Origin of the sequence: Neisseria mucosa (assembly GCF_003044445.1) — a bacterium.
In the GTDB taxonomy this organism is placed as follows: domain Bacteria; phylum Pseudomonadota; class Gammaproteobacteria; order Burkholderiales; family Neisseriaceae; genus Neisseria; species Neisseria mucosa_A.
This window is the reverse complement of record NZ_POWX01000006.1, coordinates 1-25,100: the sequence shown is the minus strand read 5'-3', so window position 1 is coordinate 25,100 and position 25,100 is coordinate 1. Positions and strand designations below refer to the sequence as shown.

Below are 25,100 nucleotides of genomic sequence, written 5' to 3'. Positions count from 1 at the left end.
TCCCCAAAACACACCATGACCCAAATCACCTTCCCCCAAGCCGGACAACTCACAGCCTTGCCGCCCCTGTCGCTCTACATCCACATCCCGTGGTGCATCAAAAAATGCCCGTATTGCGACTTCAATTCCCACAGCCTGAAAAACGGGCTGCCCGAAGCCGCCTACATCGACGCGCTGCTGACCGACTTGCAGCTTGAATTGCCCAATATTTGGGGCAGGCCGGTGGAGACGATATTTTTCGGCGGCGGTACGCCCAGCCTGTTTCAGGCGGAATCGATTGACCGTTTGTTAAGCGGCGTGCGCTCGCTGTTGCGCTTGCAGCCGGAAGCGGAAATTACGTTGGAAGCCAATCCGGGCACGTTTGAAATCGAGAAGTTTCAAGGATTTAAAGACGCAGGCATTACGCGGCTTTCTATTGGCGTGCAGAGTTTCAACGACGATATGCTTGCGCGACTGGGGCGCGTCCACAACGGCAAAGAAGCCTTAACCGCCATAGCTACCGCCTTGAAATTATTTGATAAAGTCAATATCGACTTGATGTATGCCCTGCCGAACCAGACCGTTCAGACGGCCTTAAACGACGTACAAACCGCCATCACTACGGGCGCGACCCACATCAGCGCGTATCATCTGACGATGGAGCCGAACACGCCGTTCGGCCACACGCCGCCGAAAGGTTTGCCGCAAGACGAAGCGGCTCTCGACATCGAAGACGCGGTACACGGCACGCTGGAAGACGCAGGTTTTATCCACTACGAAACATCGGCTTTTGCGAAACCTGCCATGCAGTGCCGCCACAATTTGAACTACTGGCAGTTCGGCGATTATTTGGGCATAGGCGCTGGGGCGCACGGAAAAATCTCCTACCCCGACCGCATCGAGCGCACCGTCCGCCGCCGCCATCCCAACGACTACCTTGCCCTAATGCAAAGTCAGCCAAGTGTTGCCGTTGAACGCAAAATCGTTGCCGCCGAAGATTTGCCGTTCGAATTCATGATGAACGCCCTGCGCCTGACCGACGGCGTACCCGCCGCGATGTTGCAGGAACGCACGGGCGTACCCGCCGCCAAAATCATGGCGCAAATCGAAACGGCAAGGCAAAAAGGTCTGCTGGAAACCAACCCGACCGTATTCCGCCCGACCGAGCAGGGACGGTTGTTTTTAAACGATTTGTTGCAATGCTTTTTATAGCCACCCACTTTTTCAGACGGCCTTGACGCGCCAAACTGAAACATCTTCGGGCTGCCGCTTTATCAGGCCGTCTGAAAACGTCAATACCCTACACAATCACTCGGTTTTATACGATAATCGACACCGTTTTTATCGAAGCCCCCACTTTCAGACGACCCAGACAACAGGAGAAAATCATGTCCAAAACCATCATCCACACCGACAAAGCCCCCGCCGCCATCGGCGCATACAGCCAGGCCGTGCGCGCGGGCGACACCGTTTACATGAGCGGGCAAATCCCTCTCGATCCCACCACCATGACCGTTGTCGGCAATGGCGACTTCCGCGCCGAAGCCCGCCAGGTCTTTAAAAACCTGCAAGCCGTTGCCGAAGCCGCAGGCGGCACGCTGGGCGACATCGTCAAACTCAACGCCTACCTGACCGACCTCGCCGACTTCGCCGTTTTCAACGAAGTTATGGCAGAGTTCATCCAAGAACCCTTCCCCGCCCGCGCCGCCGTCGGTGTCGCCGCCCTGCCCAAAGGCGTGCAGGTCGAAGCCGAAGCCGTGCTGGTACTGAACGCATAAGACACGCAACCCATTTCAGACGACCTCCCACAAGCCAAAGGTCGTCTGAAACACCACACACAATCGGACAATAACAACAATGGCACACTACGCAATCGGCGATATTCAAGGCTGCTTCGACGAATTCACCCTTCTGCTCGACAAAATCAACTTCAACCACGGCACAGACACCCTCTGGCTCGTCGGCGACATCGTCAACCGCGGCCCCAAATCCCTCGAAGTCCTCCAATTCTGCATGGAACACGAAAGCAGCGTCCGTATGGTTCTCGGCAACCACGACCTGCACCTGCTCGCCGTCGGCTACGGCGAAGGCACGGTCAAGCGAAGCGACACCATCACACCCATCCTCACCCACCCCGACAGCAAAAAAATGCTCGACTGGCTGCGTTTCCAACCCCTGCTGATCAAAGGCGTGCGCCATGTTATGGTTCACGCCGGCATCCTGCCCCAATGGACCATCGCCCGCGCCGAACTGCTCGCCAGTGAAACCGAAGCCGAGCTGCGCGGCAAAAAATACAAAAAGTTTTTCTCCAAAATGTATGGCAACAAACCCGCCGAATGGAGCGACGAGCTGACCGGCTACGACCGCCTGCGCATGATTGTCAACGTCTTCACCCGAATGCGTGCGCTGACGCTGAAAAACGAACTCGACTACGACTACAAATCCACCCTCAAAAAAATGCCCACAAACCTGCGCCCTTGGTTCAAAGCCCCAAACAGGCAAAACCTCAGCCACACCATCGTCTTCGGACACTGGTCGTCGCTGGGCTTTATGAACACCGATAACATCCTCTCCCTCGACACCGGCGCACTTTGGGGCGGCGAACTGACCGCCATCAACCTTGCCGACCACAGCATTACCCAAGTCCCTTCCCTGGGGGGATTGGACTGGAAAACGGCTTTGAAATAAGAAGCCATAAAAATGAAAAAGGTCGTCTGAAAAACCGAGATTCAGGTTTTCAGACGACCTTTTATATCTGCAAACCGCAAGCCTTACCTGCGGTTTGACCATCAAGCCAGCGGGGCGAGCAGTTTGTCGAAGGCTTCTTCAAACTGTTTCAAACCGTCTTCCTGCAAACGGTTGGCGAGGGTTTCTACGTCTATGCCGAGCGCAGCGGTTTCGGCAAGCTGCGCTTGTGCTTCGTCCACGCCTTCGGTCAGCGTGGCTTTGGCTGTGCCGTGGTCGATGAAGGCTTTGAGGGTGGCGTCGGGGACGGTGTTGACGGTGTGCGCGCCGATCAGGCTGTCAACGTAGAGCGTGTCGGGATAGGCGGGGTTTTTGACACCTGTGGATGCCCACAAGAGCTGCACGCGGTTTGCGCCTTTGGCTTCCAGCGCGGCAAATTCGGTGCTGCCGAAGTATTGCGCCCAGTCTTGGTAGGCGGCTTTGGCAAGGGCGATGGCGATTTTGCCTTTGAGGTGGTCGGGCAGCGTTGCGTCCAGCGCGCCGTCCACACGGGAGATGAAGAAGCTGGCGACGGCTTGGATATGGGCAACGCTTTGTCCGGCTGCCAAACGTTTGGCAATGCCGCGCGCGTAGGCTACGTAGGCTTTAAGGGTTTGGGCGCGTGAGAACAGCAGGGTCAGGTTCACGCTGATGCCGTCGGCGATGAGGGTTTCGAGTGCTTCGATACCTGCGTCGGTGGCGGGAACTTTAATCATGGCGTTTTTACGCGCGATGGCGGCATGGAGGCGGCGGGCTTCTTCTACCGTGCCTTGCGCGTCTTTGGCAAGCTCGGGGGAAACTTCGAGGCTGACGAAACCGGTTTTGCCGCCGGTGGATTCGTGTTCGGCAAGGCAAACGTCGCAGGCTGCCTGTACGTCGGCAATCGCCATAGTTTCGTAGCGTTGTTTGGGGCTGAGGTCTTGCTGCTTGAGGGCGGCGACTTCATTAGCGTAAAGCGCGTCGCCGGCAAAGGCTTTTTGGAAGATAGCGGGATTGGAAGTTACGCCGCACACGCCTTGTTTCAGCATTTGCGCCAATTCGCCGCTTTGTACGAGCGAGCGGGAAAGGTTGTCCAGCCAGATTTGTTGTCCTAATGCTTTAACGTCCGATAAAATAGTCATCTCTGATTCCTTTAAATATAGGTTATTTGCGAAGCAGGCGGTAATGCTACCCCTATTCGGAAAATTTGGATAGATTATTAGGGCATTTAACAATGTCCAAAACGATATAAAACGAACACAAAAAGGCATTCATTTATGGCAGGAAACGGTCAATATCTCGATTGGGCGCGCGAAGTGTTGTACACCGAAGCGGAAGGCTTGCGCGAAATTGCGGCGGAGTTGGACGAAAACTTCGTCCTTGCGGCAGACGCGCTGTTGCACTGCAAAGGCAGGGTCGTCATCACAGGCATGGGCAAATCGGGACATATCGGGCGCAAAATAGCGGCGACCATGGCTTCAACGGGTACACCCGCGTTTTTCGTCCATCCTGCGGAAGCGGCGCACGGCGACTTGGGCATGATTGTGGATAACGACGTCGTCGTCGCGATTTCCAATTCCGGCGAAAGCGACGAAATCGCCGCCATCATCCCCGCACTCAAACGCAAAAACATCACCCTCATCTGCATCACCGCCCGCCCCGACTCGACCATGGCGCGCCATGCCGACATTCACATCACGGCGTCGGTTTCCAAAGAAGCCTGCCCGCTGGGACTTGCCCCGACCACCAGTACCACCGCCGTCATGGCTTTGGGCGATGCGTTGGCGGTCGTCCTGCTGCGTGCACGCGCGTTCACGCCCGACGATTTCGCCCTGAGCCACCCTGCCGGCAGCCTCGGCAAACGCCTGCTTTTACGCGTGGCAGACATTATGCACAAAGACGACGCCCTACCCGCCGTCCGACTCGGTACGCCCTTAAAAGAAGCCATCGTCAGCATGAGCGAAAAAGGTTTGGGTATGCTCGCGGTAACGGACAATCAAGGTCGTCTGAAAGGCGTGTTCACCGACGGCGATTTGCGCCGCCTGTTCCAACAGCGCGACCGCTTTGACGGGCTGACCGTCGATGAAATCATGCACCCTTCCCCAAAAACCATTCCCGCCGAACGCCTCGCCACCGAAGCCCTGAAAGTCATGCAGGCAAACCATGTCAACGGGCTTTTGGTAACCGACGCCGACGGCGTGCTGACCGGCGCGCTGAATATGCACGATTTACTGATGGCGCGGATTGTGTAGTCCGAGCAGGTCGTCTGAAACCCGATTCAAGGTTTTCAGACGACCTTTCCAGTATAATCCAAGCCTTTCCCCCGATTGCGAACCCACCATGACCCCGATCCAACTCGACCATACCGCCAAAGTTCTCGCTGAAATGCTGACTTTCAAACAGCCTGCCGATGCCGTTTTGTCCGGCTACTTCCGCGAACACAAAAAACTCGGCAGACAAGACCGCCACGAAATCGCCGAAACCGCCTTCGCCACCCTGCGCCATTATCAAAAAATCAGTGCCGCCCTGCGCCGCCCTCATGCCCAGCCGCGCAAAGCCGCGCTTGCCGCACTCGTCCTCGGCAGAAGCACCAACATCAGCCAAATCAAAGACCTGCTCGACGAAGAAGAAACCGAGTTCCTCAGCGGCCTTAAAGCGCGCAAAACCGAATTTTCAGACGACCTCCATACCGCCGCCGAATTGCCGCAATGGCTGGTGGAGCAACTGCAAAAACATTTTAACGAGGAAGAAATCCTCGCCTTCGGCCGCAGCATCAACCAAGCCGCGCCGCTCGACATCCGCGTCAACACGCTCAAAGGCAGACGCGACAAAGTGCTGCCCCTGCTTCAAGCCGAAAGCCCCGATGCAGAAGCCACGCCCTATTCCCCTTGGGGCATCCGCCTGAAAAACAAAATCGCCCTCAACAAACACGAATTGTTTTTAGACGGCACGCTTGAAGTCCAAGACGAAGGCAGCCAGCTCCTCGCCCTGCTTGTTGGTGCCAAACGCGGCGAAATCATCGTCGATTTCTGCGCAGGCGCAGGCGGCAAAACCCTCGCCGTCGGCGCGCAAATGGTAAACAAAGGCAGAATCTACGCCTTCGACATCGCCGAAAAACGCCTTGCCAACCTCAAGCCCCGCATGACCCGCGCCGGACTGACCAACATCCACCCCGAACGCATCAGCAGCGAACACGACAGCCGCATCGCCCGCCTGACCGGCAAAGCCGACCGCGTTTTGGTCGATGCCCCCTGCTCAGGTTTAGGCACGTTGCGCCGCAATCCCGACCTCAAATACCGCCAGTCGCCCGAAACCGTCGCCAAACTTTTGGAACAGCAACACAGCATCCTCGATGCCGCCGCCAAACTGGTCAAACCGCAAGGCAGGCTGGTTTACGCCACTTGCAGCGTGTTGCCCGAAGAAAACGAAATGCAGGTCGAACGCTTTTTGGAAGAACACCCGGAATACGAACTCCTCGACTGCGCCGACCTGCTCGCCGGTTTGAAAATCGATTTGAACACCGGCAAGTACCTGCGCCTCGATTCGGCAAAACACCAAACCGACGGATTCTTCGCCGCCGTTTTGCAACGCAAGGAATAAATGTTCAAACAAGGCGTCAACACATAAAAGGTCGTCTGAAAAACCGGATTCGGGTTTTCAGACGACCTTTCTCAATTCAGCCGAGCCGTAGCTTGAACTTTGCCCGCAAATCAGCCAATCAAATTTAGAATCGGACAATCAAGTTTTTCACGGGAAAACCTAAACTACATTTTTCGGCTATCGCAAACATACTTAACTTTGAATGCAGCATGTCATGCAATTCCGTCATTCCCGCGCAGGCGGGAATCCATCGTAAAGCTTGATAAACCTTGATTTGAAGAACAGTTCCTGAATTTCAAAAATGGATTCCCGCCTGCACGGGAATGACGGCTGACGACGGATCTCGTATTAAAACCAATACCTCAGGTCGGCATTCATGCCCGACCTGCAAATGGCAAAGCAGCGCCCAAGACACGAAAGGTCGTCTGAAAACCCTTTCAGACGACCCCTCCCAATTCAGTTGACCAACCTGCCCGAATTTTCAGACTCTTCCGCAGGCCCTTTCTCATCGCCTGTCGGCGGCGTTTCCACCAAATCGGGCAACACCAATTCACCCAACTCGGTCAATGGCGGCAGTTCTTCCAAACTGTCCAACTGCAAATCGCTCAAAAATGTTTCCGTCGTCGCCCACAATGCAGGCCGCCCGACCGAATCACGATGCCCGATCACTTCAATCCAGCCCCTGTCCTGCAAAGTCTGCATCACGTTCTGCGACACCGCCACGCCGCGTATGCCCTCAATGTCGCCTCGCGTCACCGGCTGCTGGTAGGCAATAATCGCCAGCGTTTCCATCACGGCGCGGGAATAGCGCGGCGCACGCTGCTCCTGAAGGCTGCCCAGCCGCTCGAATGCCGCCTGAGCAATCTGAAACCGCCAGCCCTCGTGCGTATGCACCAGTTGCAACGCCCTGCCCTGCCAACGCGTTTTCAACTGCGCCAACACGTCGATTAATTTGTCCTGCGACAGCGGCGGCACACACAATTCGCGCATGGATTTTTCGTTTAGGGGTTCGGTTTGGGTCAAAAGCGCGGCTTCGATGAGCGCGTCGGGAGGGAGTTTTTCGATCATGATTTAAGATTGTTGTTCGACATAACAAGTTTTCAGACGACCTTTAAGCACTTGGCAGTCGTCTGAAAAACGGAAACAGCAGGATAGGTTTGACAGGTCAAATTTAAATGAAGTACCTGTTTCAGCCTCCCATCTGCGCGGGATTGACGATGTGTGTTTTTCCTATTTTAACCTGCGGCACATTCGGACAGAAACCGTCTTTATGCCCCATGACAGGCTTCATAAAGCGGCAGCAAATCTTCCACCGTTTCGACTATCCATTTTGCTACATCCTGCTTGCCTAAATCGTCGCGTTCGATGTGTTTGCCGATGCAGAAAAAGTCTTCGTCGTTTTGCAACCTTCGGTCAGATTCGCTTTGCTGTGCGACGGTGCGGTAGTCGTCATATTCGCTTTCCGCGCCGTGCCACATATCGAATGCGGCGTATTTCTCGGTATCGAAATCATCCAGCCAGCGGTTGTATTCCGGCAGCGCAATCGGCGACACATCGGCTTTGTAACAGTGCCAGTCCAAGCTGACGCTCAGGCGGCGGCGGTTCAATAAAATCGATAAAATCGCGGCGGAATTTTTGTATTGGGCGTATTTGAAGTAGGCGAAGAAATGGGCGCGGACCTGCCAGCCGTTACACCAGCGTTCGATATGCGGCGGGGCGAAAGGTTCGCCCAAATCTGCGGCGACCTGCTGTATTAGCTGCTGCCATATCTGCCAGTTTTCCTTGTAGTCGGCTTTGATTTGCGGAATGCTCTCTGGCTGGTATTTTTTGAGCTGGGCAAACTGGAAAAACGGGATATTGAACAAATCGCAGCTTTTTGGCGTCAGCATGGTTTGCTTCCTTTTCAGACGACGTGGTTGTGTTACGGGGGATACTGGGGTCGTCTGAAACTCTGTTTTCAAGTTTTCAGACGACCCTTGTTTGAAGAAACGGCAATCTGTAAACGACCTTATCTGCGCCGACGCGCCTCCATGATTTCGCCGATTTCGGTCAGTTTCTCTTTGGGGATAAACGTTTTGCCCATGTCGAACAAAGGTTCTTCAATCGCCAGATGCACATCGTAACCTGCCACAAAGCGTTTGAACGCTTCCGTATCGGGGATATAGGCGTTGTCTGCTTCGAGTTTGGCAAATTCGGCAGCCACGGCATCCCAGTTGCCATGCAGGCTCACATGCTGGCGCAAAAGCTCGTTCACACTTTCTTGGGCTTGCGGCGCGTATTGCAGCAGGAGCGGGAAGAAGTTTTCTTCTTCGTCTTCATGGTGCAGCGGCGCGGCGACGTTGAAATACTGGGCGATTTGGCGAATGGTTTGCAAAACAATCTGATTGCAGCCGTTTTCGGCGATATAGTCCGACAACATGGCGACCTGGACGCAGAAACGGCGCACTTTGCCGTGGCAGGCATACAGCATTTCAATCGGTTCGGCAAAGGTAACGCTTTTAGTCTCAAACGGATTCATGGTTGTGTTCTCAATGGTGTACTTTTCAGACGACCATTTTATAACAAAACAGCCTGCATAAAGCAGGCTGTCTGTATTCCGACGCTTAAGGCGGATTAGTTCACCAAGGTAACGGTACCATTCATCAAAGCACCGTGTCCGGGGAATGAGCAGTAGAATTTGTAGCTGCCGTCCGCCAGTTTGGCAGGATCAACGGTTACAGAAGTCTCTTCACCGCCGCCAATCAATTTGGTATGACCGACGACACGGGCATCACCGGCTTTTACATAATCGGCATCGGCACCGGCGGCAGCGCCGTCTTTCAATATGCCGTCCATGTCTTCCGCTTTGGAAATCACGATATTGTGACCCATACCTGATTTAGGCTGGGTACCGGTGTGTTTCAGAGTGATGGTGAATTCTTTACAAGCTTTGCTGACTTGGATGTCTTTAGTGTTGAACTGCATATTGTCGTTGGATTCGACGGTAACCGCGCAGTTGCCTGCAGCAGGTGCGGCAGCCGTAGATGCTGCTTCGGAAGCCGGTGCGTCGGCAGGCGGCGCGCTTTCTGCAGGGGCTGGTGCAGCTTCAGAAGCAGCAGGTGCAGTCTGAGCAGCGGGTTCGGCAGGTTTTGAGGCTTCTTGCGAACAAGCGGACAAGCCGATAACGGCAGCAGAAATCAGAGCCAAATAAGCTTTCATGTTTATCTCCTAATGATATGGTGAGAATATGTTAAGTTCCACAAAATAAAACCTGCGAATATATTAATAAACCAATATCGGTTTTGATATTTGCAAGCGGAAGAAGGATAGAAATGAAGCTGTATTCTGCTACAAGAAATCAAACAAATCCAAAGCTCGGCGGCTTTTTTACCTCAGTTTACACAATTAAGAATGACTACTTTTTATGTCGTATTTCTTTAGTATTAGACCTTATCAGTCAGACGAAATATTTTTAACTCTAATTAACAAACCTCGCAACTATTCCCAATCAGCGGCTGTGTTTGCGCACCAACTCCGCCAGCGCGGCAGCCAATTCAGGATGTTTGTCTTCCAATTTTGCCGCCGCCGCATCAAAACTCTCCAACGCCGCCCCGCTCAAATGCAGGCTGTTGACTTTGGGTTGCGCAGGCGACTTCGGTACGACTTTGACCGCTACATCTTGAATACCTGCATTCAACTCCTGAAGCTGCGGCACAAGCGCGGGCAATATCATTTTCAGACGCGAGGCAGCCATACCGTTTGCCGCCAGCAACACCAGCCTGCCCTCTTCGATGCAGGCGGTTTGAAAGTGCGGATGCAGGTTTGCCGGAAGGATGCGTTTGACTGCCGCATCCAGCCTGCGCCATTGTTGCGACTGCTGCAACAATCCCGCCAACCGCGTATCCCGTTTGCCTAATTGTTCCAAATTCATATGTTTCAGACGACCTTTTCAAAGTGTACGGTTGTATTATCAAGATTGAAATCCGGTAAAACTGCCTATATTTCAAACGGCATGACTGCCTTGCCGCGAGGCTTGTGTTAAAATCCCCGTTTCGCCATTATTTTATATCAGGCGCAGGAACTATTTCATGCTGACAAACATTGCTAAGAAAATCTTCGGCAGCCGCAACGATCGACTGCTGAAACAATATCGTAAATCCGTTGCCAAAATCAACGCACTCGAAGAACAAATGAAAGCCTTGAGCGATGCGGATTTACAGGCTAAAACAGCCGAATTCAAACAACGTCTTGCCAACGGACAGACTCTGGACGACATCTTGGTCGAAGCCTTCGCCGTCTGCCGCGAAGCGTCCCGCCGCGTACTCGGTATGCGCCACTTCGACGTACAACTTATCGGCGGTATGGTGCTGCACAACGGCAAAATCGCCGAAATGCGTACCGGTGAAGGTAAAACCTTGGTCGCTACGCTTGCCGTCTACCTCAACGCCCTGTCCGGCAAAGGCGTACACGTCGTTACCGTCAACGACTATCTTGCCTCGCGCGACGCGGGCATTATGGCGCCGCTCTACAACTTCCTCGGCTTAACCGTCGGCGTCATCATCGCCGATATGCAGCCGTTTGACCGTCAAAACGCCTACGGCGCCGACATCACCTACGGTACCAACAACGAATTCGGTTTCGACTACCTGCGCGACAATATGGTTACCGACCAATACGACAAAGTTCAGCGCGAATTGAATTTTGCCGTAGTGGACGAAGTAGACTCCATTCTGATCGACGAGGCGCGTACCCCGCTGATTATTTCCGGTCAGGCGGATGACAACATCCAGCTGTACCAAATCATGAACAGCCTTCCCGCGCACCTTATCCGTCAAGAAACCGAAGAAGGCGAAGGAGATTACTGGGTCGATGAAAAAGCACACCAAGTCATCTTGAGCGAAGCGGGTCACGAACACGCCGAGCAAATCCTGATTCAAATGGGCTTGCTGCAAGAAAACGACTCCCTCTACTCCGCCGCCAACATCGCCCTGATGCACCACCTCATGGCAGCATTGCGCGCGCATACGTTGTTCCACAAAGACCAACACTACGTCATCCAAGACGGCGAAATCGTCATCGTGGACGAATTTACAGGCCGTCTGATGTCCGGCCGCCGTTGGTCCGAAGGTCTGCACCAAGCCGTCGAAGCCAAAGAAGGCGTGGAAATCAAACGCGAAAACCAAACCCTCGCGTCCATCACCTTCCAAAACTACTTCCGCCTGTACACCAAGCTCTCCGGCATGACCGGTACCGCCGATACCGAGGCTTTCGAGTTCCAAAGCATCTACAACCTCGAAACCGTCATCATCCCGACCAACCGCCCTGTACAGCGTAAAGACTTCAACGACCAGATTTTCCGTTCTTCCGAAGAAAAATTCGAAGCCGTCGTCAAAGACATCGAAGAATGCCACAAACGCGGACAACCCGTCCTCGTCGGTACCACCAGCATCGAAAACTCCGAACTGGTCTCCCATCTGCTGCAAAAAGCCGGACTACCGCACAACGTCCTTAACGCTAAAGAACACGAACGCGAAGCCCTGATTGTCGCCCAAGCCGGTAAAGTCGGCGCTATTACCGTCGCGACCAACATGGCGGGCCGCGGTACCGACATCGTTCTCGGTGGCAGCCTCAAGCATCAAATCGAAGCCATCCAGTCCAACGAAAACCTGAGCGACGAAGAAAAAGCCGCACAAATCGCCGCCCTTGAAAACGGCTGGCAGGCAGAACACGACCAAGTGGTCGCCGCAGGCGGTCTGCACATCATCGGTACCGAACGCCACGAAAGCCGCCGTATCGACAACCAATTGCGCGGACGCGCAGGCCGTCAGGGCGACCCCGGCTCCAGCCGCTTCTACCTCTCGTTTGAAGACCCGCTGCTGCGCCTCTTCGCGCTCGACCGCGCCGCCGCCATCCTCAACCGCCTTGCGCCAGAACGCGGCGTCGCTATCGAACACGGCATGTTGACCCGTCAAATCGAAGGTGCGCAACGCAAAGTCGAAGGTCGCAACTTCGACATGCGTAAACAAGTATTGGAATACGACGACGTTGCCAACGACCAACGTAAAGTCATCTACCACCAACGCAACGAAATCCTCAACAGCAAAGACGTCAGCGACCTGACCAAACAAATCCGCGAAGAAGTCATCAGCGATTTGGTTGATTTGTACATACCGCCCGACAGCATGGAAGAGCAATGGGACATCCCATCACTCGAAAGCCAGCTTGCCGCAGAGTTCCGTCTGCACGAAGACATCCAAGCATGGCTCAAAGCAGACACCACTTTAGACAATCAGGACATTAAAGAGCGTCTGATTAAACGTGTTGAAGAAGAATACGCGGCAAAAGTCGAGCTTGTCGGTAAAAAACCGATGGCGGATTTCGAACGCAACGTCATGCTGCAAGTCATCGACCTGCAATGGCGCGAACACCTTGCCGCCATGGACTACCTGCGTCAAGGCATCCACCTGCGCAGCTATGCCCAGAAAAATCCGAAACAGGAATACAAACGCGAAGCCTTCGCCATGTTTGAAAACCTGTGGCGCGGTATCAAGCATCAAACCGCTTCCCTCTTGACCTCCGTCCAAATCGAGCGCAACACCGATGTAGAAGAAATTGCTGAGTCCACCCCAGTCGGCATCCAAACCATCCACTCCGAAGCACCCGATATGGAAGAACTGCTCGGCCAATCACAAACCGATTTGGTTACCGAAGCGTTCGACCCTGACGGAACCGACTTCAGTCCCGAAGCACTTGCTGCCCAAGGCCGTATCGTTCACCGCAACGCCCCCTGCCCTTGCGGCAGCGGCCTGAAATACAAACAATGCCACGGCAAGTTAAGCTGATGACAGCTTAAACAAAAGGTCGTCTGAAACTTTTCAGACGACCTTTTCATTTTGGCAGGTTAATTTATAGTATATTAAATTTAAATCAGGACAAGGCGATGAAGCCGAAGACAGTACAGATGGTACGGCAAGGCGAGGCAACGCCGTACTGGTTTAAATTTAATCCACTATATATCAAGACAAAACAATGAAACCTCAGACAGTACAGATAGAAATAAATCCATTGACTTTATGCTTTCAAACATTATAAAAATCACCCGCCTTGATTTCAGGTAAAGCAACAGAATACTGGTTTCCCCATACATACCGCCCACTCTGAGAACAGATGACTTCAACCATCTCATCTAAAGAGACACTGTCCACCGCAGCAGCTTTGCCTCTCCGATGGCATTCGGAACCATAAACACCTATGGCAAACTGGTCTGCCCCCTAAGCCAAAAGGTCGTCTGAAAACCCGATTTCAAGTTTTCATACGACCTTCCAGTATGGCTGTTGCAAACAGATTACTTGGGCTGCCAAGAATCTTTCAGCGTGACCGTGCGGTTGAACACGGGATGCTCGGGGCTATGGTCTTTGCGGTCGGTCACGAAATAGCCCAGTCGCTCAAACTGCCAACGGCTTTCGGCGGGCAGGTTTTTGGCTGCGGGTTCGGCGTAGGCGGTGATTTCTTTGACGGATTCGGGGTTGAGGAAATCGGTGAACGGCAGATAGTTGCCGTCTTCGCCGCGCACGGCATCGGGACGCTCAACGGTAAAGAGGCGGTCGTACAGGCGGACTTTGATTTCGACGGCGTGTTCGGCGGAAACCCAGTGAATCACGCCTTTGACTTTTCTACCTTCTGGATTTTTGCCCAAGGTGTCGTGGTCGATGCTGCATTTGAGTTCGACAACGTTGCCCGCTGCATCTTTTACGACTTCGTCGCACTTGATCACATAGCCGTGGCGCAGTCGTACTTCGCCGCCGAGTGTCAGGCGTTTGAAGCCTTTGGGCGGATTTTCGGCAAAGTCGTCTGCCTCGATGTAGATGGTTTGGGACACGGGGATTTCGCGCTCGCCCATTTCTTCGTGATTGGGGTGGAACGCGGCGCGGCGGCTTTGGGTTTTGCCGGCTTCAAAGTTGGTCAGTGTTACTTTGAGCGGGTTCAAGACCGCCATCAGGCGCGGAGCGGAGTTTTCCAGCTCTTCGCGAATCGCACCTTCCAATACGCTCATATCGACGATGTTTTCAGATTTGGAAATACCGGCGCGTTTGGCAAACAGACGCAGGCCTTCGGGCGTGTAACCGCGGCGGCGCATACCGGAAATGGTTGGCATACGCGGGTCGTCCCAGCCGGAAACGTGGCCTTCTGAAACCAGTTGGTTCAGCTTGCGTTTGGACGTGATGGAATACAAAAGCTCCAAACGGGAAAACTCGTATTGGCGCGGACGGGTGGCGTGCGGTGCTGGGATGTTGTCCAACACCCAGTCGTACAGCGGGCGGTGGGCTTCAAACTCGAGCGTACACAAGGAATGCGTGATGCCTTCGATGGCATCGGAAATGCAATGTGTGTAGTCGTACATCGGGTAGATGCACCATTTGTCGCCGGTGTTGTGGTGATGGGCGCGGCGGATGCGGTAGATGACGGGGTCGCGCATATTGATGTTGCCTGCCGCCATGTCGATTTTCAGGCGCAGGGTTTTGCTGCCGTCGGGGAATTCGCCGTTTTTCATGCGTGTCAACAGGTCGAGGTTTTCTTCGATACTGCGGTCACGGTAAGGGCTGTTTTTGCCTGCTTCGGTCAGCGTACCACGGTATTCGCGCATTTGTTCGGGCGTCAAATCATCGACATACGCCTTGCCGTCTTTGATCAAACCGACGGCGTAGTCGTAAAGCTGGTCGAAGTAGTTGGAAGCGAAACGCGGCTCGCCTGCCCAATGGAAACCGAGCCACTCGACGTCTTCTTTAATGGAGTTGACGTATTCGTCGTTTTCTTTTTCGGGGTTGGTGTCGTCGAAACGCAGGTTGCACAAGCCGTCGTAAATATACGCCAAACCGAAGTTCAGGCAGATGGATTTGGCGTGGCCGATGTGCAGGTAGCCGTTGGGTTCAGGCGGGAAGCGGGTTTGGATGGCTTCGTGTTTGCCGCTTTTGAGGTCTTCTTCGATGATGGTGCGGATGAAATGGTTGTCCGCGAATTGGTCTTTATTGAGCATAATGGTTCTTTATTGGGAAGGGATTGGGCTTCAGACGACGTATCTATAAGAAGTCGTCTGAAAAGGGCTTTATTGTACCCGACTTGACTCTATCGTTATAGTGGCGCACTCAAAGCGGCATAGGTTCGGCAACCAGCCATTCTACGCCGGCATCGCCCAAAACCTTCTGCATGGCGGCTTCAGGTGTGCGGTCAGTAAATACTTTGTCAAACGAGCCGATGTCGCCCAGTCTGACCAAGGCGTTGCTGTTGAATTTGCTGTGGTCCACGCCCAAATACCTGACCCGCGCATTGGTCATCATCGCCTGCATGACGCTGACTTCTTTATAGTCGTAGTCCAACAGCGAGCCGTCGCTTTCCACGCCGTGCGTACTCATGACGGCATAATCGACTTTAAACTGATTGATAAAATCAACCGTCGCCACGCCCGTAATCCCGCCGTCCAAGGGGCGCACGACGCCGGAGGTGATGATGACGGTGTAGTCGGTGCGCGCGGACGTGATGGAGGCGACGTAAATATTATTGGTGATAATCCGCAGGTTTTTGCGCTGTTTGACCAACTCGGCGGCAACAGCTTCCATCGTCGTGCCTATACTGATAAACAGCGACGAATTGTCGGGAATGTGGGCGGCAATCAGGCGGGCGATGGCGTTTTTTTCATTTTGGCAATGATTGCGCTTGCCCTGCGCCGCGCTGCCGGAAATATCGCCGACCGACGCGCCGCCGTGGTAACGCTTCAACTGACCGCTTTCGCTTAATTCCTGTATGTCGCGGCGTATGGTCTGCGGGGTAACATCCAAGGCTTCCGCAAGCTGCTCGACCGTCATGAAATGCTGCTCGCGCACGAGCGTGAGGATATGTTCGTGTCTCTGTATTTTTGGTTTCATCTGGATTCGTTTCCATTCGTTCCGGTTCGTTTGAATTCGGATTGTACGCCTTTTGTCCAAAGCGGAAAAAGGCAGCCGTCGATTTGGCTTTTGCCAAAACCAAAGGTCGTCTGAAAACCTGAATCCCGGTTTTCAGACGACCTGTTTATATTGCAAACCGTTTACCAAGTCGTTACGAATTGTTCCAAATCGGTATTTTTCGCACCGCCCCCCTCTTCCACAGAAGAGCCGATCATCATCAGCCCGATGATTTTGTCTTTGTCCGAACAGCCGAATGCTTCGCGCAAGAGCGGGCTGTTGACCCACATTCCCGTAATCCACACGTTGTCGAAGCCCTGCGCGGAAGCGGCAAGCTGCAACCCGTAGGCGGCACAGCCCGCGCTCAACATCTGTTCCCATTCGGGTTTGGGCTTCGCCACTTCGCGATTAGGCGCAAAAGTTACGCCGATAACCATCGGAGCCATATTGCCCACCCGCTCGGCCTTTCTCATAACATCGTCGCCAAAATTCAATTCGGTAACGGTCCGGCACAAAATTTCGCGGAAACGTTGCAATCCTTCCGCGCTTTGAATGACGGTGAATCGGAACGGACGCATATTGCCATGATCGGGAACCTGCGTAGCGGCTTGAAGCATTGCTTCCAGTTGATCTGCGTTCGGCGCGGGAGCAGTCAGTTTTTTGGATGAACGACGTGTGGTGAGAAGGTGTAAAGCGTCCATTTTTTCTTTCGAACCAGTTAAAACAGCGGTTTTTATAGCACAAAGCGAATGGAAAAACCATATTTGGAAATGCGGCTGAAAGGCAGAGCAATGCGACAGGTGCCAACATCATTACATAAATTTACTCTATATAAATAGAAGCCGTTAATCTGCCGCATCCAATATAAAGGTCATCTGAAAACAAGCGCAGCAAATTTTCAGACGACCTTTATATATAAAAATAAAAATAAAACCCTTAGCCGTAACGCCGTTGGAAATCGCTCATAAAGTCTGCCAAAGCCTGTACGCCTTCGAGCGGCATGGCGTTGTAGATGCTGGCGCGCATACCGCCGACGGTTTTGTAGCCTTTGAGCAGGCACAAGCCTTGCAGTTCGGCTTCGAGGACAAAGCGGCGGTCGAGTTCAGCTGAGGCGGTTTGGAAAACGACGTTCATTTTGGAGCGGGCGTCGGGGCGGATTCGGTTGACGTAGAAGCCGCCGCTGTTGTCGATGGCATCATAAAGCGTTTGGGCTTTGATGTTGTTGACGGCTTCGATTTTTTTCACGCCGCCTTGCGTCAGCAGCCAGCGGAACACTAAACCTGACATATAGATGGCGTAGGTTGACGGGGTGTTATACATGCCGTCGCGGTTGATGTGCGAACGGTAGTTGAAGACGTCGGGGATGTTGTCGGGGCAGCGGTCGAGCAGGTCTTCGCGGATGATGACGACGGTCGCGCCGGCGGGGCCGATGTTTTTCTGTGCGCCCGCGTAAATCAGCCCGTAGTCGGAAACGTCAAATTCGCGCGAGAGGATTTCGCTGGACATATCGCAAACGAGCGGCGGCAGGTCGTCTGAAAGTTTGGGAACGGTTTGGTATTGCAGGCCGTTGACGGTTTCGTTGATGGCGAAGTGGACGAAGGCGGAGTTTTTGTCTATGTCCCAAGTTTCGACGGGCGGCAGGGCGGTGTAGTCGAATTGTTCGCCGCCGTGTGCCGCCAGTCGGATTTCGGCATCGGTCAGACGGCTCATTTGTTCGTAAGCAATGCGGCTCCAGTTGCCCGTTATCACTGCGTCGGCGGACGGGAAGCCATGCGCCAAGTTCATCGCAACCATGTTGAATTGCGTGGTCGCGCCGCCTTGCAGGAACAGGATTTTGTAGTTTGAGGGAATGTTCAGTAGCGTACGCAGGTCTTGTTCGGCGTGATGGAGGATGCTGAGGAACATTTCCGAGCGGTGGCTCATCGCCATGACGGGAAAGCCTGTGCCGTTGTAGTCGAGCATTTCTTGCTGCGCGGTACGCAGTACGGCTTCGGGCAGGACGGCGGGGCCTGCGGAAAAGTTGTAGATGGTGCTGGCGGACATGGCAATGCCTTTTTGTTTCGATGATAACAGCTTTGGATTTTAGAATGACGGCGTGCTTCGTGCAAGCCGTATGGAAGGAAAATGGAATCGTCTGAAAAAGAATTGTTGAAAATAATATGATGATTATCAAGGGGTAAGTTTGAACAGTCATTTTTCAGACGACTGTTTTTGTCAACAATTTTAAGTTTTACTTTATGCAATCCGACGTATTCATTCTATGAGGTCGTCTGAAAAAAGCCGCGATAAATCAACGCTTTTCTTTTGAGTGGAAAGCGGTTATAATAAGCCAATTTTTCAACTCCGACGAAAAATGGCCACCGGGCCATTTTTTTGTTTATGTACTCTGGGAGATTCATGGATATTCAAACAATTCTCGAAAAAACCCTGCCGGGTTTGGGCTACGAACTGGTCGATTTCGAGCTGACCGCACAAGGCACGCTGCGCGTGTTCATCGATAAAGAAGGCGGTATTACCGTCGAAGACTGCGCGACCGTCAGCAATCATTTGAGCCGCGTGTTTATGGTGGAAGACATCGATTATAAAAATCTGGAAATTTCCAGCCCCGGCCTTGACCGACCGCTGAAAAAAGCCACCGATTTCGTGCGCTTTGCAGGACAGCAGGCAAAAATCAAAACCCGCCTGCCGGTTGACGGACAAAAGAATTTTATCGGCCGCATTGAGGGTTGTGAAAACGATACCGTAACGCTCTCTTTCGACGGCAAAACCGCGCAAATCGGCTTAGATAATATCGATAAAGCCCGCCTGCGCCCCGAATTTAAATTTTAAAACTTGATATTGGAGATTCTCAAAAATGAGTCGCGAAATGTTGCAACTTGCCGAAGCGTTGGCAAGCGAGAAAAACGTTGAAGCGGAAGTGGTGTTCCAAGCATTGGAATTCGCCCTTTCTACCGCAGCCAAGAAAAAAGCCGACCGCGAGCATATGGATGTGCGCGTCGAAATCGACCGCGATACCGGCGAATATCATACTTACCGCCGCTGGCTGATTGTTGCCGACGAGGATTACACCTATCCCGACCTGGAAAAAACCATCGAAGAAATCCAAGAAGAAATTCCGGGTACCGACATTCAAATCGGCGACTACTACGAAGAAACGCTGCCGAACGAAGGCTTTGGCCGCCAAGCCGCGCAAACTGCCAAACAAATCATCCTGCAACGCATCCGCGATGCCGAGCGCGAGCAAAATCTGAACGAGTTTCTTGCCGTTAAGGAAGACATCGTTTCCGGTACGGTAAAACGCGTAGAACGCCACGGCATCATCGTCGAAGTCGTTCCGGGCAAACTGGACGCGCTGATTCCGCGCGAACAGATGATTCCGCGCGAAAACTTCCGCGGCGGCGACCGTATCCGCGCGCTGTTTTTGCGTGTGGACGAAATCGGCAACACCGGCCGCAAACAAGTTATCCTCAGCCGTACCTCGGGCGATTTCCTTGCGAAGCTGTACGAAATGGAAGTGCCTGAAATTGCAGACGGCTTGTTGGAAATCCGCGAAGTGGCGCGCGACCCGGGCCAACGTGCGAAAGTGGCGGTCAAAGCCAACGACCAACGCATCGACCCGCAAGGCACTTGTATCGGCGTGCGCGGCTCCCGTGTGAACGCTGTCAGCAACGAATTGGCAGGCGAGCGCATTGATGTAGTGTTGTGGTCGTCTGAAACTGCCGAGTTCGTGATGAACGCGCTGTCTCCTGCCGAAGTCAGCCGCATTGTGATTGACGAAGACAAACACGCAGTTGACGTAATCGTTGCCGAAGACCAGCTCGCGCTTGCTATCGGCCGCGGCGGTCAAAACGTGCGCTTGGCATCCGATTTGACAGGCTGGCAGTTGAACATCATGACCGTCGAAGAAGCGGACGAACGCACCGCCGCCGAAGACGCAGCCATCCGCGACCTCTTCACCGCGCATCTGAACATCGACGACGAAACCGCCGATATTTTGGTTGAAGAAGGTTTTGCCACGCTGGAAGAAGTCGCTTACGTTCCTGCTGCCGAATTGCTCGCCATCGAAGGCTTTGATGAGGAAATCGTCGAAACCCTGCGCAACCGCGCCCGCGATGCGATTCTGACCATGGCGATTGCGTCCGAAGAGAAGCTGGAAGAGGTTTCAGACGACATGCGCAATTTGGACGGCGTAGATTCCGATATGCTCCGCAAACTGGCTGAAGCCGGCGTAACCACACGCGACGATTTGGCGGAACTTGCCGTTGACGAACTGATTGAAATAACCGGTGTAGATGAAGAAGCGGCGAAAAAAGTGATTCTTGCCGCCCGTGAACACTGGTTTACCGAAGAGAACTAATGGGGGTACAGATGAGTAACACAACCGTAGAACAATTTGCCGCCGAACTGAAACGCCCCGTCGATGATTTGTTGAAACAACTGAAAGAAGCCGGCGTCAATAAAAACAGCGGCAGCGATTCCCTGACGCTGGACGACAAGCAACTGCTGAACGCTTATCTGAAAAAGAAAAACGGCAATGACAGCGGAACCATCAGCATCCGCCGCAAAAAAACCGAAGTCAGCACCGTCGGCGGCGTCAAAGTCGAACGCAAACGCGGCCGCGCCGTAACGATTCCTTCGCCGGAAGAGCTTGCCGCCGAAGCGAAAGCTAAAGCAGTAGCTGAGGCGCAAAAAGCCGAGCAGGCAGAAGCGAAAGACCAAGCTGAAGAACAGGCAAAAGCTGAAGCAGAAGCCGCAGCCCGTGCCGAAGCGCGCGCAAAAGCCGAAGCAGAAGCTGCGAAACTGAAAGCTGCCAAGGCTGCTAAATCCGAGCCTAAGGCTAAAGCGGAAGAAGCGAAACCTGTTGAAGCGGCTGAAAAAACTGTCGAAGTCCAAGCCGTTGAAAACAAAGCCGATGACAAACCGGCAGAACCTGCTGCACAAGCAGTTCAGGCTGAAGACAAACCTGCTCAAAGGTCGTCTGAAAAACCTGCCGAAGGCAAAACCAAGCCTAAACAAGACAAAGGCAATAAAGGCAAAGATGCGAAAAAAGCAGCAAAACCCGCTGCTCCAGCCGCTCCGCAACCTGTGGTCAGCGCGGAAGAGCAAGCGCAACGCGACGAAGAAGCACGCCGCGCCGCCGCTTTGCGCGCCCATCAGGAAGCCTTGTTGAAAGAAAAACAAGAGCGTCAGGCGCGCCGCGAAGCCATGAAACAACAGGCAGACCAACAAGCCAAACCCGCAGCCGAAGCCAAAGCCGGTGAGCAACGCAAACCTGCTGAAAAAGCCAAAGCCGCACCTGCCGACAACAAAGCCGCCAACCCTGCACGTGCGAAAAAAGAAGACCGTCACAACCGCGACGATGACAACCAAAGCCGTAACGCCAAAGGTAAAGGCGGTAAAGGCGGCCGCGACCGTAATGCCCGCAACGGCGACGATGAGCGCGTACGCGGCGGCAAGAAAGGCAAAAAGCTGAAACTCGAGCCGAACCAACATGCTTTCCAAGCGCCGACCGAGCCTGTCGTACACGAAGTCTTGGTTCCTGAAACCATTACCGTTGCCGATTTGGCGCACAAAATGGCAGTCAAAGGCGTGGAAGTGGTCAAAGCCCTGATGAAAATGGGCATGATGGTGACCATCAACCAATCCATCGACCAAGACACCGCCCTGATTGTGGTGGAAGAGCTTGGCCATATCGGCAAACCTGCCGCCGCCGACGATCCCGAAGCATTCTTGGATGAAGGCGCAGAAGCAGCCGAAGCCGAAGCATTGCCGCGTCCGCCGGTGGTTACCGTCATGGGTCACGTCGACCACGGTAAAACCTCGCTGCTGGACTACATCCGCCGCGCCAAAGTGGTACAAGGCGAAGCGGGCGGTATTACCCAGCACATCGGTGCATACCACGTTGAAACCCCGCGCGGTGTGATTACTTTCTTGGATACTCCGGGTCACGAAGCGTTTACTGCCATGCGCGCGCGCGGTGCGAAAGCAACCGACATCGTGATTCTCGTGGTCGCAGCCGACGACGGCGTGATGCCGCAAACCATCGAAGCCATTGCCCACGCTAAAGCAGCGGGCGTGCCTATGGTGGTTGCTGTGAACAAGATTGATAAAGAAGCCGCCAACCCTGAGCGTATCCGCCAAGAGTTGACCGCACACGAAGTCGTGCCGGATGAATGGGGCGGCGATGTGCAATTTATCGACGTATCCGCCAAAAAAGGCATCAATATCGACGCATTGCTCGAAGCCGTATTGCTTGAAGCAGAGGTCTTGGAACTGACCGCCCCTGTCGATGCGCCCGCGAAAGGTATCATCGTCGAAGCCCGTCTGGACAAAGGACGCGGCGCGGTCGCTACCCTCTTGGTGCAAAGCGGTACGCTGAAAAAAGGCGATATGCTGCTTGCCGGTACCGCGTTCGGTAAAATCCGTGCGATGGTTGATGAAAACGGCAAAGCCGTCAACGAAGCAGGCCCGTCTATTCCGGTCGAAATCCTCGGCTTGTCCGACGTACCGAACGCAGGTGAAGATGCAATGGTGTTGGCGGACGAGAAAAAAGCCCGCGAAATCGCGCTCTTCCGTCAAGGCAAATACCGCGACGTGCGCCTTGCCAAACAGCAGGCGGCGAAGCTGGAAAATATGTTCAACAACATGGGCGAAAACCAAGCCCAATCCTTGTCAGTCATCATCAAAGCAGACGTACAAGGTTCTTACGAAGCTCTGGCGGGCAGCCTGAAAAAACTGTCCACCGACGAAGTGAAAGTGAACGTATTGCACAGCGGCGTGGGCGGCATTACCGAATCGGACGTCAACCTTGCCATCGCTTCAGGCGCGTTCATCATCGGCTTTAACGTGCGTGCAGATGCTTCTTCGCGCAAGCTTGCCGAAAATGAAAACGTGGAAATCCGCTACTACAACATCATTTATGATGCCATTGACGACGTCAAAGCAGCCATGAGCGGCATGCTGGCGCCGGAAGAGAAAGAGCAGATTACCGGTATGGTCGAAATCCGTCAGGTCATCAGCGTATCCAAAGTCGGCAACATTGCAGGCTGTATGGTTACCGACGGCGTGGTCAAACGCGATTCGCATATCCGCCTCATCCGCAACAACGTGGTCATCCACACCGGCGAACTGTCTTCTTTGAAACGCTACAAAGACGACGTCAAAGAAGTCCGCATGGGCTTCGAGTGCGGCTTGATGATCAAAGGCTACAACGAAATTATGGAAGGCGACCAGCTGGAATGCTTCGACATCGTCGAAGTCGCCCGTTCGCTGTAATTTGCCGTTGTAAATAAAAGGTCGTCTGAAAACCATGAAAAGTGGTTTTCAGACGACCTTTTCCATATCTGCCGCATCAGAAGACAAGAAAGACAAATTAAGTTGAAAAGCCTAACAATGTTCTGAAATTATAGTGGATTAAATTTAAATCAGGACAAGGCGACGAAGCCGCAGACAGTACAGATAGTACGGCAAGGCGAGGCAACGCCGTACTGGTTTAAATTTAATCCACTATAAAAGATTTCATTTAGATACAACTCTAACCCGTGATTACTTTATTGGCGGACATTCAGAGGCATATTGGTGGATATATTTTTGGAGGTATTTCAGAAACCCTCAATCATACCCCTGAAAATGGTTAATTAAATTAGGCGGAAACAGACAGGATTATATGATTTACAGATACCGACACCGTCTGAAAACCCTGTCCATCTTGGTTTTAGTTTACGGTGTTAGACTGCGATAGACAAAAAAATAAGCCAGGGCTCAAAATGGAAGCATATCATGTTGATTTAAATATATTTTATTTTTAAATAAATCAATAATACCGTAAAAAATACCGTAAATTTGCATAAGTCAAAATTTTTCAGGGGTGTTTTGTGGTATTTCTGCCAAGCTGTGAAATATGGTCGGATTGTAACACCAGCAATCACGCGCCGTCTTGTGGGCTGGTGTTTGCTCTATTTTTCCAGCCGTCCGATATTGCCTTTCGGACGACTTTTGTTTGTATCGGCTCTGTCGGTCATGCGCCCACACAAAAAAAGCGTATATACACAAAAAAACGCAAAAATCGTTTGTTACCTTGTTACCAATGGCTGAAAGGCTTACCAGTCATGGCTTTCGTGGTAACAAAACACATATCTTAACCTTGTTACCGTTTGTTACCACTCCTGTTTTTTAAGCGTAACTATATGAATATAAAAGGGTAACAAGTGGTAACAAATCGGTAACAAGTAAATTTATGTTCATTTGTTACCGTTTTTTCTTTATTTTTATATTGATATTCATATAGTTATAAATGTTAAGTTTTGTGGTAACAAAGGTAACAAGTGATTTTGTCTCGCGCATAGGGTTTTATCTTTTCGCGTGTCTTGGTCTTCTTTCCTTTTTATGGGCTCTAAAAATTCAAGGGGCTGCATTATTACGCGCGTATTGGTATAAAAAACGTTAAGAAACATGGCTGTATTCTTATGATTGCGCGCGCGTATTGGTCTTGAAATTATTTATCTCTCGTCTGTCTTTGTCGGTCATAGCGGAAACAGGGCGTAATTGCGCTGTAAGCGCGTTTTGCCGTTTGGGTATGGATTGGTATTAGGTAGGGGCTGAATAGCCCTAATTTTCGAGAATTTGGGGCTTGCTGTTGATTTTATGGCGTATCGAATGATTTGCCTGAAGTAATGGGCGTAAAAAAGCCCGCCTGTATCAGTCATGGCGGGCTTGGTGGGCGTTTTGAATTAACCCCATGCAAACGGTCAGTCGTCCAGTTCCATATTTGGGGTCAGCACATAAAACCAGCCGCTACCTTTGCGCTGGTGTTGGTAGCCTTTGTTTTTGTGGTTGTATTTCAGCAATCCTCCGTCTAACAACACGCGGCAGACTTTTTGTTCATCGAAACTTTGGGCGATT

The 25,100-nt window shown here is 52.8% G+C and carries 19 protein-coding genes and 1 pseudogene; 10 read left to right on the top strand and 10 right to left on the bottom strand.

Going from position 1 to position 25,100, the window contains the following annotated elements; translation table 11 throughout:
* Nucleotides 1-15: 15 nt before the first annotated feature.
* The 3 genes from hemW to DBY90_RS04915 all read left to right on the top strand — a co-directional run bounded on the left by hemW (nucleotide 16) and on the right by DBY90_RS04915 (nucleotide 2,667).
* Nucleotides 16-1,191, top strand: coding sequence for a radical SAM family heme chaperone HemW (gene hemW / locus DBY90_RS04925; RefSeq protein ID WP_070492254.1), 1,176 nt, complete (start codon nucleotides 16-18; stop codon nucleotides 1,189-1,191).
* Between the two features lie 176 nt (nucleotides 1,192-1,367).
* Entirely contained in the window at nucleotides 1,368-1,757 is a 390-nt protein-coding gene (locus tag DBY90_RS04920) for a RidA family protein (protein ID WP_070492257.1), read from the top strand.
* A gap of 79 nt (nucleotides 1,758-1,836) precedes the next feature.
* Nucleotides 1,837-2,667 (top strand): symmetrical bis(5'-nucleosyl)-tetraphosphatase, encoded by an 831-nt coding sequence (locus tag DBY90_RS04915; protein WP_070492261.1) that lies wholly within the window; start codon nucleotides 1,837-1,839, stop codon nucleotides 2,665-2,667.
* A gap of 101 nt (nucleotides 2,668-2,768) precedes the next feature.
* On the opposite strand, the gene tal is transcribed toward DBY90_RS04915, so the two are convergent.
* Complete coding sequence (tal, locus tag DBY90_RS04910) at nucleotides 2,769-3,824, bottom strand: transaldolase (protein WP_070492264.1); 1,056 nt, start codon at nucleotides 3,822-3,824, stop codon at nucleotides 2,769-2,771.
* A 135-nt stretch (nucleotides 3,825-3,959) separates the two neighbouring features.
* Here tal and DBY90_RS04905 point away from each other — a divergent pair, with 135 nt between their 5' ends.
* Both DBY90_RS04905 and DBY90_RS04900 read left to right on the top strand, forming a co-directional pair.
* Nucleotides 3,960-4,934, top strand: coding sequence for a KpsF/GutQ family sugar-phosphate isomerase (locus tag DBY90_RS04905; RefSeq protein WP_049228416.1), 975 nt, complete (start codon nucleotides 3,960-3,962; stop codon nucleotides 4,932-4,934).
* Between the two features lie 88 nt (nucleotides 4,935-5,022).
* Nucleotides 5,023-6,282 (top strand): RsmB/NOP family class I SAM-dependent RNA methyltransferase, encoded by a 1,260-nt coding sequence (locus DBY90_RS04900; protein ID WP_070492268.1) that lies wholly within the window; start codon nucleotides 5,023-5,025, stop codon nucleotides 6,280-6,282.
* A 456-nt stretch (nucleotides 6,283-6,738) separates the two neighbouring features.
* Here the strand turns inward: DBY90_RS04900 and scpB are convergent, their stop codons facing one another.
* The 5 genes from scpB to DBY90_RS04870 form a co-directional block, all read right to left on the bottom strand.
* Nucleotides 6,739-7,350 (bottom strand): SMC-Scp complex subunit ScpB, encoded by a 612-nt coding sequence (gene scpB, locus DBY90_RS04890; RefSeq protein WP_107986617.1) that lies wholly within the window; start codon nucleotides 7,348-7,350, stop codon nucleotides 6,739-6,741.
* Nucleotides 7,351-7,550: 200 nt separating this feature from the next.
* A complete protein-coding gene (locus DBY90_RS04885; RefSeq protein ID WP_070492273.1) occupies nucleotides 7,551-8,171 on the bottom strand; it encodes an HI_0552 family protein in 621 nt (206 codons plus the stop codon).
* A gap of 119 nt (nucleotides 8,172-8,290) precedes the next feature.
* Nucleotides 8,291-8,800 carry a hemerythrin domain-containing protein gene (locus DBY90_RS04880; protein WP_070492277.1) on the bottom strand — a complete coding sequence of 170 codons (510 nt, stop codon included), beginning with the start codon at nucleotides 8,798-8,800 and terminating at the stop codon, nucleotides 8,291-8,293.
* A 95-nt stretch (nucleotides 8,801-8,895) separates the two neighbouring features.
* Complete coding sequence (azu, locus tag DBY90_RS04875) at nucleotides 8,896-9,480, bottom strand: azurin (protein WP_003741858.1); 585 nt, start codon at nucleotides 9,478-9,480, stop codon at nucleotides 8,896-8,898.
* 289 nt (nucleotides 9,481-9,769) lie between these two features.
* Nucleotides 9,770-10,192: a DciA family protein gene (locus tag DBY90_RS04870; protein ID WP_070492279.1), complete on the bottom strand. Its 423-nt coding sequence runs from the start codon at nucleotides 10,190-10,192 to the stop codon at nucleotides 9,770-9,772.
* Between the two features lie 157 nt (nucleotides 10,193-10,349).
* On the opposite strand from DBY90_RS04870, the gene secA reads away from it, so the two are divergent.
* Nucleotides 10,350-13,103, top strand: coding sequence for a preprotein translocase subunit SecA (secA, locus tag DBY90_RS04865; RefSeq protein ID WP_070492281.1), 2,754 nt, complete (start codon nucleotides 10,350-10,352; stop codon nucleotides 13,101-13,103).
* Nucleotides 13,104-13,168: 65 nt separating this feature from the next.
* Nucleotides 13,169-13,279, top strand: a pseudogene (locus DBY90_RS12735) (IS5/IS1182 family transposase); the annotation flags it as partial.
* Between the two features lie 327 nt (nucleotides 13,280-13,606).
* Here the strand turns inward: DBY90_RS12735 and DBY90_RS04850 are convergent.
* The 4 genes from DBY90_RS04850 to serC form a co-directional block, all read right to left on the bottom strand.
* Nucleotides 13,607-15,295, bottom strand: coding sequence for a glutamine--tRNA ligase/YqeY domain fusion protein (locus DBY90_RS04850; protein WP_070492288.1), 1,689 nt, complete (start codon nucleotides 15,293-15,295; stop codon nucleotides 13,607-13,609).
* A 109-nt stretch (nucleotides 15,296-15,404) separates the two neighbouring features.
* On the bottom strand, nucleotides 15,405-16,181 hold the full coding sequence (locus DBY90_RS04845; protein WP_070492290.1) for a DeoR/GlpR family DNA-binding transcription regulator: 777 nt from the start codon (nucleotides 16,179-16,181) through the stop codon (nucleotides 15,405-15,407).
* A gap of 161 nt (nucleotides 16,182-16,342) precedes the next feature.
* Nucleotides 16,343-16,900: a nitroreductase family protein gene (locus DBY90_RS04840; protein ID WP_070492292.1), complete on the bottom strand. Its 558-nt coding sequence runs from the start codon at nucleotides 16,898-16,900 to the stop codon at nucleotides 16,343-16,345.
* Between the two features lie 235 nt (nucleotides 16,901-17,135).
* Nucleotides 17,136-18,242: a phosphoserine transaminase gene (gene serC, locus DBY90_RS04835; RefSeq protein WP_070492294.1), complete on the bottom strand. Its 1,107-nt coding sequence runs from the start codon at nucleotides 18,240-18,242 to the stop codon at nucleotides 17,136-17,138.
* 354 nt (nucleotides 18,243-18,596) lie between these two features.
* On the opposite strand from serC, the gene rimP reads away from it, so the two are divergent.
* The 3 genes from rimP to infB are packed head-to-tail and all read left to right on the top strand — an operon-like array spanning nucleotide 18,597 to nucleotide 23,474.
* Nucleotides 18,597-19,028: a ribosome maturation factor RimP gene (rimP, locus tag DBY90_RS04830; RefSeq protein WP_070492296.1), complete on the top strand. Its 432-nt coding sequence runs from the start codon at nucleotides 18,597-18,599 to the stop codon at nucleotides 19,026-19,028.
* A 25-nt stretch (nucleotides 19,029-19,053) separates the two neighbouring features.
* Nucleotides 19,054-20,556 (top strand): transcription termination factor NusA, encoded by a 1,503-nt coding sequence (gene nusA, locus DBY90_RS04825; RefSeq protein ID WP_003777064.1) that lies wholly within the window; start codon nucleotides 19,054-19,056, stop codon nucleotides 20,554-20,556.
* Nucleotides 20,557-20,567: 11 nt separating this feature from the next.
* Complete coding sequence (gene infB, locus DBY90_RS04820) at nucleotides 20,568-23,474, top strand: translation initiation factor IF-2 (protein ID WP_107986700.1); 2,907 nt, start codon at nucleotides 20,568-20,570, stop codon at nucleotides 23,472-23,474.
* Nucleotides 23,475-25,100 lie beyond the last annotated feature (1,626 nt).